This is a genomic window from Brevibacterium permense (assembly GCF_013280495.1).
GTDB classification, from domain to species: domain Bacteria; phylum Actinomycetota; class Actinomycetes; order Actinomycetales; family Brevibacteriaceae; genus Brevibacterium; species Brevibacterium permense.
Window position 1 is genome coordinate 596,958 of the sequence record NZ_JABSSX010000001.1, and the last position, 10,931, is coordinate 607,888.

Here is a 10,931-nt window from a genome sequence, read left to right on the forward strand (position 1 = left end):
GTTGGAATATGATTGACGGTTTGTGAATAGCGTCATAAGATCGGTCAAACCAACAGATAACCACGTGGCAATTCGTCCGCACCACTGACGAGCCACGCGAAGGAAAGGGCCGGACGTGTTCGCTGAAGAACGGCAACGACGCATCGCTGATCTGGTCAGCGAAGCGGGCCGGGTCAATGTCACCGATCTGGCTGCCGATTTCGACATCACCACGGAAACCGTCCGCCGTGACCTTGCCGCTCTCGAGAAGGCCGGAGCCCTCCAACGCGTCCACGGGGGAGCAGTGCCCTGCCGTGCGCACAGCCTCGAAGAGCCGACCTTCGACGATCGCGAGATCCACAATCTCGATGAGAAGACCGAGATCGCCCGGTCCGCGCTGAGCCTGCTTGAGGAGACGATGAGCATCTCTGTTGACGGCGGCACGACCTGCGCGGCCTTCGCCCGCGCGATCGCCGACGAAGCCCATGGCCGCCTCGTTGCCGGACAGACACCGCGACAGCTGCGTGTCATCACGAACTCCCTGTCCACCATCGACAGTCTGGCCGGAGCGCCCGGCATCGAGATCTTCGTCCTCCCCGGCCGGTTCCGGCCCGTCACCCGTGCCATGGTCGGACCGCAGACGATCGCGGCCATCGACGAACACCGAGTCGACCTCGCCGTGCTCGGCACCAACGGACTCAGCGACGACGGCGTCTCCACCCCCGACCACGATGAGGCGGCGACGAAGTCGGCCTTCGTGAACTCCGGCCGCAAGGTCGTCGTGCTCGCCGACTCAGCGAAGTTCGGCGCCGTCTCCCTCGTCCGCTTCGCGGCCTTGGACCAGATCGATATCCTCCTCACCGACACTGCGCCCACAGAGCCGATGTCGACCCACCTCGAGACCGCGGAAGTCGAGGTCGTCACACCATGATCCTCACCCTGACAGCGAACCCGAGCCTCGACCGGACCATCGAACTGCCCGGCCCCGTCCTCCGCGGCCAAGTGCAGCGAGCGGCCTGGGCCGGACAGCAGCCCGGCGGCAAGGGCGTCAACGTCTCCCGCGCAGTGGCAGCCGCAGACCGGAAGACCCTGGCTGTTCTGCCCGGAGACGGCGACGATCCCGTGCTCACCGGCCTCGATGCGATCGGGCTGGCGCACCGCTCCGTTCCCACCGGCACACCGCTGCGGTCCAATATCACCGTCACCGAGCCCGATGGCACGACAACGAAGATCAACGAACCCGGCTCACCTCTCAGCCCGCAAAGCCAGACCGATCTGCTCGATCTCGTGGCAGGCCTGGCCGCCGGCGCGGACTGGGTCGTCCTGGCCGGGTCGCTGCCGCCGGGCGTCGACGACGACTTCTACGCTCGCGCCATCGACCGCATCCGCGAACTCGCCGAACCGCCGCTGATCGCCGTCGACACCTCCGGCGGTCCCTTGGCCGCAGCGCTGCAGGCATCACCGGATCTCATCAAGCCGAACGCCGAAGAGCTCGCCGAACTCCTCGGCGCCGCAGGGCTGCTGCAGGCCGCCGGACTCCGCGACGACGATCAGGTCCTCGATGCTGCTGCGCTGTTCGAGATCGCCGACCGGCTGGAAGCCTCACCGCAGCTCACCGCCCGCGCTACATCGACTCTGCTCGCAGCCGCCGGGCCTCGGCCTCGTTCGATACTGGCGACCCTGGGTGCCGGAGGGGCGGTTCTCGCTCTGCCCGAGACCGCCTGGCATGCCCAGCATCCGCCGATGGACGTCGTGAGCACCGTCGGTGCAGGCGACTCCACACTGGCCGGCTACCTGCTGGGACTGACCGACGGCTGCGGACAAGGTGAGGCACTGGCCCGAGCCGTCGCCTATGGCGCCGCTGCCGCGCGGCTGCGCGGCACCGGGGTGCCCAGTGCGGCAGACGCTCACACAGACGGTGTGACCGTGACGGCCCTGCCTGAAACTGCTCTGACCGACGAACTTTCACACCCACATCAGCACAAGGGCACAGCCCCTGAAGCCGAGGAGGCACGATGACATCGCTCATCACAACAGAACTGGTGGTCCTCGACGCGGATCAGGGGACGGAGTCGTCCGCTGTCATCCGCGCCCTGGCCACTGCCGTCGCCGATCAGGGCCGCGCGAGCTCCGCTGAAAGACTCGCAGCCGCGGCGATCGCCCGCGAAGAGAAGACCCCGACAGGTGTTCCGGGAGGCATCGCCATCCCGCACGCGCGCACCGAGGCGGTCACCACGCCGAGCTTGGCGATGGCCCGGCTCGACCCGCCCGTCGACTTCGGAGCCAAGGACGGTCCCGCCGATCTCGTGTTCATGATCGCCGCCCCCGACGGCGCCGGCAAGGACCACCTCGCCCTGCTGTCGAAGCTCGCCCGCTCCCTGGTGAAGAAGGACTTCGTCGCCTCCCTGCGCGCGGCCGCGACCGAGCAGGACGTCGTCGATCTCGTCGAGACCGCGCTCGGCCTTCGCGAGGCAGAGAAAGAGACGACCACCACCGAGGCCGCCTCGGCCGCCCCGGTCGCAGCCGCCACCACAGCGGCCTCGTCCGACGAAGCCCCCGCAACCCCTGATCGTCCCCGTCGCGTCGTCGCCGTCACGGCCTGCCCGACGGGAATCGCCCACACCTATATGGCCGCCGACGCCCTCGTCCAGGCCGGATCCGATATGGGCGTCGACGTCGTCACCGAGACCCAGGGGTCGAGCGGAACGACCCCGATCGACCAGTCCGTCATCGACGCCGCCGATGCCGTCGTCTTCGCTGTCGACGTCGACGTCCGCGACAAGGCCCGCTTCGCCGGCAAACCCTATGTGCAGGTGCCCGTCAAGGCCGGAATCGACGATCCGCAGGGACTCATCCGCAAGGCCCTCGCCGAGGCGGACGCCCCCAACGGCCGCCGGCTGGCCGCCGCTCACGCCGCCGCGGACGACGAATCGTCCTCGGCAGGAAACTCTCGCGAAAGCATCGGCGCCCACCTCAAACGCGTGCTGCTGACCGGTGTCAGCTACATGATCCCCTTCGTCGCCGCTGGCGGTCTGCTCATGGCACTGGGGTTCCTCCTCGGCGGATTCGACATCCCCGACTACGCCGAGGACATCGTCCTGGGCAACTCCCTGTGGAACCTGCCCACAGAATACGGTGACCTGGCACTTGGACCCGTCGGGGCCTACTTGGGCGCCGTGGCCTTCCAGATCGGCAACCTGTCGATGAGCTTCCTCGTCGCCGCCCTGGCTGGATACATCGCCTATGGCATCGCCGACCGCCCCGGAATCGCTCCCGGTTTCACCGTCGGCGCCGTCGCCGTGCTCATGGGCGCTGGGTTCATCGGCGGCATCATCGGCGGACTCCTCGCCGGCTATATCGCCCACTGGATCGGCTCCTTCGCCGCACCGAGGTGGCTGCGCGGACTCATGCCCGTCGTCATCATCCCGCTGGTCGCCTCCCTCGTCTCCTCGGGCCTGATGTTCATGGTCCTCGGTGGACCGATCAGCGCCCTGACCAAGGGTCTCGACAGCTGGCTGAGCTCGATGACCGGATCCGCCGCCGTCGTCCTCGGGCTCATCCTCGGAGCGATGATGGCCGTCGATCTGGGCGGACCCGTCAACAAGGTCGCTTATTCGTTCGCCGTCGCCGGCCTCGCCGCCGGCTCCGTCGACAACCCGGTTCCGTGGGAGATCATGGCCACGGTCATGGCCGCCGGAATGGTTCCGCCCCTGGCCATGGCGCTGGCCACCGCCGTCCGTCCACGCATCTTCTCCCAGGCGGAGAAGGAGAACGGAAAGGCTGCCTGGCTGCTCGGCGCAGCGTTCATCTCCGAAGGAGCGATTCCCTTCGCCGCCTCCGATCCGCTGCGCGTGATCCCTGCCTCGGTCGTCGGCGCCGGCGTCACGGGCGGCATGACGATGGCCTTCTCTGTCACCAGCCAAGCCCCGCACGGCGGCGTGTTCGTCTTCTTCGCCATCGACTCGTTCCTGCTGTTCGTGCTCTCCGTCGTCGTCGGCACGATCATCAGCGCCGTGCTGGTGCTCGCGCTCAAGATCCTCGTCCGCAAGGGCGGAGCGGCAGGCCCCGCCGAGGCGGCCGACCGGTCCGCACCGGCGGCAACCGCAGCCGCGTCGACCGGTTCGACCACCGGATCAGGGTCGGCCGGCGAGGCCCAGCGGGCCGAACCGGTATCGTCGAACGCTGACGCCACACGAGTCTGAACGCTCTCACCGAAGAGGCAAGACAGGAAGGAATGGGGATGTCCGCAGAGTTCTCAGGCATCGGAGTCGTACCCGGACGGGTCATCGCCCCGGCGCTGACCATGCCCGACCCCGTGTCCGCACCCGTGGCGAAGTCCGCCCCGGCCGATACCGAAGCGGAGGCGAACAGGATCCGGGAGGCCTCTGCCGCCGTCCACGCCGAACTGCGTGAGCGCGCGGAAACCGTCAGTGGAGACGCCCGCGACGTGCTCAAAGCCACGGCCCTCATGGCCAAGGACCCCACTCTGGTGAAGACGGCGATCAAACGCCTCCCTGAGACCGACGCGGAGACCGCGATCTGGACGGTGGCCGCCGAAACCGCTGCACAGCTGGAAAGGCTCGGCGGCTATATGGCCGAACGCGCAGCCGACGTCCTCGATGTCCGTGCCCGCCTCGTCGCCCATCTGCGCGGAGTGCCGGCCCCCGGCATTCCACACGCGGCCGAGCCCTTCGTGCTCATCGCCACGGATCTCGCTCCCGCCGACACCGCGACACTCGACCCGGAGCTGGTCGTGGGACTCGTCTGCGCAGAGGGTGGACCGCAGAGCCATACGGCCATCCTCGCCAGGTCGCTGGGCATTCCCGCCGTGGTCGCAGCCGCCGGCGTGCGCGACGTCACCGACGGCACACCGGTCTTCCTCGACGGCGGTACCGGCGTCCTGCGCACCGAACCCGGTGCGACAGAGACCGGCCTCGTCGAGGCGTGGACAGAGACGGCCGGTCGGCTGCAGTCATTCACCGGACCCTGTCTCCTGAGCGACGGCACCCGGATTCCTCTGCGTGCGAATGTCGGAGACGGCGCTCAGGCACGGGCAGCGGCGGCCGCCGGTGCCGAAGGTGTCGGTCTGCTGCGCACCGAGTTCTGCTTCCTCGATCGCGACACCGAACCCACTGTCGAAGAGCAGGCCGAAGCCTACGGGCAGGTGTTCGCGGCTTTCGACGACCACAAGGTCGTCGTGCGGACCCTCGACGCCGGAGCCGACAAGCCCCTGCCGTTCCTCACCGATGCCGCTGAACCGAACCCGGCCCTGGGTGTACGCGGATTCCGGACAAGCCGCCGGGCCCAGGGAGTCCTCGAACGTCAGCTTGAGGCGATCGCGCTGGCCGCTTCGAAGCATCCGGTGACCGTCCACGTCATGGCCCCGATGATCGCCACCGCCGAGGAAGCCCGGCAGTTCACGGAACTCGTCCATGCGGCAGGACTCCCCACCGCTGGTGTCATGGTCGAGGTTCCCTCAGCAGCGCTGCAGGCGGCAGCCATCCTCGACGAAGTCGAGTTCGCGTCCATCGGCACGAATGATCTGACCCAGTACGTCATGGCCTCCGACCGCATGCTCGGTGGTCTGGCCGAACTCAGCGACTCGTGGCAGCCGGCAGTCCTGCAGCTCATCGGCATGACCGCCGCCCAAGGTGCTGTGGCGGAGAAATCGGTGGGCGTGTGCGGAGAGGCCGCAGCCGATCCGGCATTGGCCGTCGTGCTGGTCGGTCTCGGAGTCACCAGCCTGTCCATGGCGCCCCGAGCTCTGCCTGCCGTGGCCGAGGTGCTGTCCGGTGTCTCCCTGGAGCGGGCACAGCAGATCGCCCGCAGTGCACTTGCGGCGCGCAGCCCGAGCGAGGCGAAGGCCGCGGTGCGAGCCGAACTGCCGATCCTCGACGAGCTCGGCCTGTGAGTCCGGCCGTCGGGCGAGTGACCCCGTGACATACTCAGCACCACCACAGACACCACCAACAGGAAATGCCGAAACACCGGGCGGGCCGAACCACGGCCGGTCTGATCAGGAAGGACAACTCATGGCAGAGACCATCGCAACAGTCGGAAGCACCGTAGGCCTGCACGCCCGTCCAGCAGCACTGCTGGCGGAGGCCGCCGCAGACTATGACCTCGAGATCACCATCGCCATGGAGGGCGAACCGGCCGAGGACGCCCTCGACGCGGCCAGTGTGCTCTCCCTCATGGGCCTCGGCGCGGAATACGGTCAGAAGGTCGTTCTGCGCGCCGAGGGTGACGGAGCCGACGAAGCATTGGCCAACCTCAAGCAGCTCATCGAGACCGACCACGACGCCGAAGGCTGAGCGGCACACCCTCGATGAGGCGGCGACCGGTCCGCTCGGATTAGACTGATCGAATGTCCGCCTCCCTGCTGCCCTCCGACTCTGCCGCCGCCCACCGCAGCCGGGATCTGCTGGCGGTATTCCCACAGCTGAGTGACTTGCCCGGTCTGCCGCAGGCGCGGATGCTCATCGACTACGTCATCGGTCGCCGGCTCGGAGTCCTCGACGTCTCGGGTCGTGACACCGAAGGCACCTTCGTCTCCGCCGAACTCTCAGCCGAGGTCCCCGAGAACCTCATCCTCGTCGACGATGCGCACGGTCTGCAGGCGACCCTGCTCAGCCGTCTGACGCAGGTATGCACATACAACGACCGTCTCGACGAGGCACGGACCTTGGCCGCGGCGGTCGAGTCCCTGGCCGGAGCCGGCGAATCCGCGGGAGTCGCCGGAGAGGCCGGTGCCGAAGCGGCCCCCGTACTGGCGGTGAGCGAGCTCAGTGAGATCGCGGGACTGGCCGAGCTCGGTGTGGGGGAGACGTGGGCAGTCGTCAACGCTCCGAAGGCGATGAATGCGCTCACCGAGACGATCTCGGTACTGCAGCCATTCGTGAGCACCGTCATCGTCATCGGCCGCAGCGATGCGATGAGCCGCGGCGTCAACAAGGAGCTCGCCCGCGGATTCGGCCGAGTTGATGTCTCGCCCGGTGTCGGCAAGCACCGGATGATCATCGGCAGCCGCCCCCTGTCCTCTCCGAGCCTGCCGGAATTCCCGCGCCGCGGGGTGATCACCCATCGCGGCGTCGGTGAGCTCGAAGTCCGCGCACATGGGGCCTGCTTCTCCGGGACGAAGAGCGATGAGGGCTCGGAGCTGCTCATCGACTCACTGCTGGTACTGCTCGACGACGAAGCGCCGGAATCCGTGCTCGACCTCGGCTGCGGCAACGGCTGGCTGCTCACCGCGGCCATGCGAGCCTCGGGGGCGAATACGGGACTCGGCGTCGACGTGTCGAAGGCGGCGGTCGCCTCGGCGAGGGCCACAGCGGAGGCGAACGGAGTTGGAATCGACGTCATCCTCGGCGATGCCGCGGACTCGGAGGAGCCGGCGCTCGCGGGACTGGGTGAATTCGACCTCATCCTGCTCAATCCGCCGTTCCATCAGGGGACGGCCATCGAGACCGAGACGGCCGCGGCGCTCATGGCCGCGGCCGCCGAGCATCTGGCTCCGGGCGGGCAGGTGCTCACGGTGTTCAATTCGCACCTGCGCTACCGGGATCGTCTCGAATCGATCATCGGACCGAGTCGGCAGCTGGCCCGGAACAAGAAGTTCACGGTCATCGCCAGTCGCCGCGACTGATATCTCTCAGCAGCTGTGCGATCGGGTCGGCTGGTGGCCGTCCCGATCGCACAAACTCACCGACGATTGCGGCGATAGATCCGCCAGGTGCTCACCTGGTCCCAGACGGTGATGATCCAGATCGCGATGACCGTGATGATCTGCTGGATGTCGGCGTTCGCAGTGTTCGTGAGCTCGGGGTGGAGGACCGGCTGAGTGAGCAGCGCAATGGTGAGGAAGACAGCCATCGCGAGGTCGACGATTCCGCCGAAGAGGGCCACGGTCGGTTTCGCCGAGGCGGTCGTGAACTTGATGATCTCGACCACGGCCATGAGCGCGAGGAACGCCCAGTAGCCGACCAGCCATCCGACGCCGAGATCGGGGTTGATGAACGTCTCCCCATCGTTGAGGTGACCGACGTAGAGCAGGGTCGTCGGGATGAGCGGGACCGTTGCCAGGGCGACGATGAAGACCAGCCCGAGCCCCGCCTCGGCGCGGATCTGCTTGCCGTGGGAATCACCTCGGTCGAGATCATCGACCGTCCACGTGCCCGGCTTCCGTTTCCGAAGCGAATCGGCTGCGCCGCCGTCCATTCCGCGGTCGCCGAGGCCGATGATGATCGTGATCGCGGCGAATGCGGTCAACAGGGCGATGACCGTGTTGCCCGCCGCCTTGCCGATGATCTCTCCGATCTGGACTCCGGGGGAGACGGCGATGGTGGTCACGACGTTTGTGAGAACGGCGAGCAGACCGACGACGGGCAGGACCCAGCGCAGCGCCCAGACGAAGACCGGGTAGGAATTCGGGCCGATGAGGTGCTGCGGCGAGTTCGAGTACTCCCGCGACAGCGCGACGGGGTCGCCGAGTTCCTCAAGGACTTCGCGTTCGACGGCGGCCGTGTGATCCGGGGACGTGTCCGCATCCTCGCCGAGGCGGGCGTCGACCATATCGTCGATCGTGGCGGTGATCTCGGCGGCGATGTCGGGCCGGGAGTCTTCGGGGAGGTGGCGGGTGACGTTGTCGACGTAGATTTCGGTGAGCGCACTCATGGTGTGCCGTCCTTCCAGAGCTGGGTGATGCTGGAGTTGAGTTCGAGCCAGTGGCTGTGCAGTGCGGCGGCGACTTCGGCGCCGCTGTCGGTGAGTGTGTAGTACTTGCGGGGGCGGGCTTGTTCGGTGTTCCAAACCGATGTGAGCAGGCCCTGTTTCTCGAGCCGTCGTAGCAGGGGGTAGAGGGTGTTGGCCTCGGTGGCGATGCCTGCTTCGGTCAGCGTCGTCAGCAGCGAGTAGCCGTACTGCGGCCGTCGACAGGCGACGAGGCTGGCGAAGACCACGGTGCCGCGTCGCAGCTCCTGTTCGTGGGTGGCCAGTGCCTTGCCTTCATCCTCGTTCATGCATCACACGATAGTGTGTGACACACACTATTACAAGAGGCGGGGTATTTTTTCTGCGGGATGGTGAGCGGCACGGTTTAGGGTAAGTGGCCCATGTTTGAACTTGAGCTATTCGCCTCAACCTGGGCTCTCCGGCACACGAGCAGCGCGTGCATCGGTAGGTAGTCTTGCCTCATGAGTTCGAGGAAGTGGGTGCTCTTCGATATCGGGGGAGTGCTGGAGGTCGTTGATGATGACACCTGGGGACAGCTTTTCGTTCGCCGGTGGCAGGAGCGCTCTGGATTCTCAGCGGAGGAGTACCGGGCTCGTCTGACTTCCGCGGAGTTGCCCGATATTTCCCGTCAAGAGAATGTTCGCGCCGAGTATTGGGCGCAGATCGGCCAGGCCCTGAATGTGGATCAGACCTTTGTCGAAGCGATGGAGGCCGAGATGTGGCACGAATACTGCGGGAGTCTCAATACAGAGTTGTTTGAGTATGCAGCTGCGTTGCGGCCACGCGCCGGTGTGGCGATTCTGTCGAACTCAGTGGACGGGGCGCGGCGCGAGGAAGAACGGCGGTTCGGGTTCAGTGAAGTCTTTGACCCGATTCTCTACAGTCACGAGACCGGTCTGCTCAAGCCCGAAAGTGAAGCCTATGAGAATGCGCTTGAGCGACTGGGTGCTGATGCAGACGATGTGTTGTTCATTGATGACCACGAGGTGTGCGCCGAGGGTGCTCGTGCCGTCGGCATGGATGCGATCGTGCACCGTGACAATCGGTCGACGATCAATGAGATCGAGCAGTTTCTTCTTTAGGCGGGTTGACTCGAATAGGAGTGAATGAAATGGAGAACAACAGTGCTTTGGCTGGTTTCATCCTCGGACTGGCAGCGTCTGCTGGGGTGCTGATGCTGTTGATTCCTGGGCTTCTTGACGCGCCTGAGGCATGGCAGGTGTGGGTAGCTTGGATGGCCGCCGGATGTGCCATCGCCTGCGCGCTCGGGGCGAACAAGGCAATTAGCCTTCGATGATCAGAAAATCACCTTTCAGCCGAAGTTCACCGACCGTGATTACTTGGAGGTCGCCGACTACAAGCTTCTTCCGGGCGTTGTCTTCTTGGAAGTAGATGTCTTCGACGGCGGCGTCGCTCAGAAGCTCGATGGCTTCCCCGCCATCTGGTGTCGGTCTATAGGTGGCCATGTAGTGGTAAGCGTAGACGGTGTCACTGGGCTCGATCGTGTGCTCACCCGCATCCTCGACCTCACGTTCCTCCCAACTGATTTTGTATTCTGGCCGCTCCTTCTGGACGCGAAGACAATCGGCCTCATCGGTGAAAATGCCGACCAGCGGATCTATCTCGTCCTCAGGGTCGAATGGAGACGTCTGTTCAGCAAACAGAAGGTACACCGTTTGATTGTTCATATGTCGACCATCTCTCTATTCCGTGGTGCACGGCGCCTGAGAAAGACACCCGATCCGACAGTTAACGCGACACCCGCACCGGCCATAGCTCCACCGACTGCCACGTTCTTCTTCGCGTCGGCACGACATTGGACGATCCCATCCGACAGTGGATACCCGTTCGCTTCAGTGATCCGCATAGCGTTGAGGCCGGAGGGGCAAGCCCACATTCCCTGATCATCAATGTAGGGCCCGTGCCAACCCATTTGGACGAAGAATCCACCAGCAATCAGACCGACCGAAGCCAATCCGAGCAAAGTGAGTGGCAACCATGCGTGCTGTCTTTTCACGATGATAGTCAGGAACCAGATCGCTACGGCGGCACCAACTACGAACCAGCCGAGCAACACCCATTCCACCCACTGCACATCTTCTGAGGCTACCCTCGAATAGTGGACACCCAAGTTAGCGGGATTCGCAGTCCTGCTGGAAGGATGTTCAATATGTCAGATCAGAAGCGACAGCGTCGCTCTTACACCCCCGAGTATCGGATCG

The 10,931-nt window shown here is 65.6% G+C and carries 12 protein-coding genes; 8 read left to right on the forward strand and 4 right to left on the reverse strand.

Going from position 1 to position 10,931, the window contains the following annotated elements; genetic code table 11:
* The first annotated feature begins 115 nt into the window (after positions 1-115).
* The 6 genes from HK353_RS02790 to HK353_RS02815 all read left to right on the forward strand — a co-directional run bounded on the left by HK353_RS02790 (position 116) and on the right by HK353_RS02815 (position 7,624).
* Positions 116-910, forward strand: a complete 795-nt coding sequence (locus HK353_RS02790) for a DeoR family transcriptional regulator (protein WP_173152003.1) — start codon at positions 116-118, stop codon at positions 908-910.
* Positions 907-1,998, forward strand: a complete 1,092-nt coding sequence (locus HK353_RS02795; RefSeq protein ID WP_173152005.1) for a 1-phosphofructokinase family hexose kinase — start codon at positions 907-909, stop codon at positions 1,996-1,998. Before HK353_RS02790 ends, HK353_RS02795 begins: the two co-directional genes overlap by 4 nt.
* A complete protein-coding gene (locus HK353_RS02800; protein ID WP_173152007.1) occupies positions 1,995-4,181 on the forward strand; it encodes a PTS fructose transporter subunit IIABC in 2,187 nt (728 codons plus the stop codon). The genes HK353_RS02795 and HK353_RS02800 overlap by 4 nt, the downstream gene beginning before the upstream one ends.
* A gap of 38 nt (positions 4,182-4,219) precedes the next feature.
* Positions 4,220-5,890 (forward strand): phosphoenolpyruvate--protein phosphotransferase, encoded by a 1,671-nt coding sequence (ptsP, locus tag HK353_RS02805; protein WP_173152009.1) that lies wholly within the window; start codon positions 4,220-4,222, stop codon positions 5,888-5,890.
* Positions 5,891-6,011: 121 nt separating this feature from the next.
* On the forward strand, positions 6,012-6,293 hold the full coding sequence (locus tag HK353_RS02810) for an HPr family phosphocarrier protein (RefSeq protein ID WP_173152011.1): 282 nt from the start codon (positions 6,012-6,014) through the stop codon (positions 6,291-6,293).
* 53 nt (positions 6,294-6,346) lie between these two features.
* A complete protein-coding gene (locus HK353_RS02815) occupies positions 6,347-7,624 on the forward strand; it encodes a class I SAM-dependent methyltransferase (RefSeq protein WP_173152014.1) in 1,278 nt (425 codons plus the stop codon).
* Between the two features lie 56 nt (positions 7,625-7,680).
* Here HK353_RS02815 and HK353_RS02820 read toward each other — a convergent pair whose 3' ends face one another.
* Together HK353_RS02820 and HK353_RS02825 are read right to left on the reverse strand one after the other, a co-directional pair.
* Complete coding sequence (locus HK353_RS02820; protein WP_173152016.1) at positions 7,681-8,652, reverse strand: HAAS signaling domain-containing protein; 972 nt, start codon at positions 8,650-8,652, stop codon at positions 7,681-7,683.
* Positions 8,649-8,996, reverse strand: coding sequence for a PadR family transcriptional regulator (locus HK353_RS02825; RefSeq protein WP_173152018.1), 348 nt, complete (start codon positions 8,994-8,996; stop codon positions 8,649-8,651). The genes HK353_RS02820 and HK353_RS02825 overlap by 4 nt, the downstream gene beginning before the upstream one ends.
* 174 nt (positions 8,997-9,170) lie before the next feature.
* On the opposite strand from HK353_RS02825, the gene HK353_RS02830 reads away from it, so the two are divergent.
* Positions 9,171-9,791 (forward strand): HAD family hydrolase, encoded by a 621-nt coding sequence (locus HK353_RS02830; RefSeq protein ID WP_217278172.1) that lies wholly within the window; start codon positions 9,171-9,173, stop codon positions 9,789-9,791.
* A 29-nt stretch (positions 9,792-9,820) separates the two neighbouring features.
* The gene (locus tag HK353_RS02835; RefSeq protein ID WP_173152020.1) at positions 9,821-10,006 is read left to right on the forward strand and encodes a hypothetical protein; all 186 of its coding nucleotides are present in this window, start codon (positions 9,821-9,823) and stop codon (positions 10,004-10,006) included.
* On the opposite strand, the gene HK353_RS02840 is transcribed toward HK353_RS02835, so the two are convergent.
* Positions 9,993-10,397 (reverse strand): hypothetical protein, encoded by a 405-nt coding sequence (locus HK353_RS02840; RefSeq protein ID WP_173152022.1) that lies wholly within the window; start codon positions 10,395-10,397, stop codon positions 9,993-9,995. The genes HK353_RS02835 and HK353_RS02840 overlap by 14 nt on opposite strands.
* Positions 10,394-10,804 (reverse strand): hypothetical protein, encoded by a 411-nt coding sequence (locus tag HK353_RS02845; RefSeq protein ID WP_173152024.1) that lies wholly within the window; start codon positions 10,802-10,804, stop codon positions 10,394-10,396. The genes HK353_RS02840 and HK353_RS02845 overlap by 4 nt, the downstream gene beginning before the upstream one ends.
* Positions 10,805-10,931: the final 127 nt, after the last annotated feature.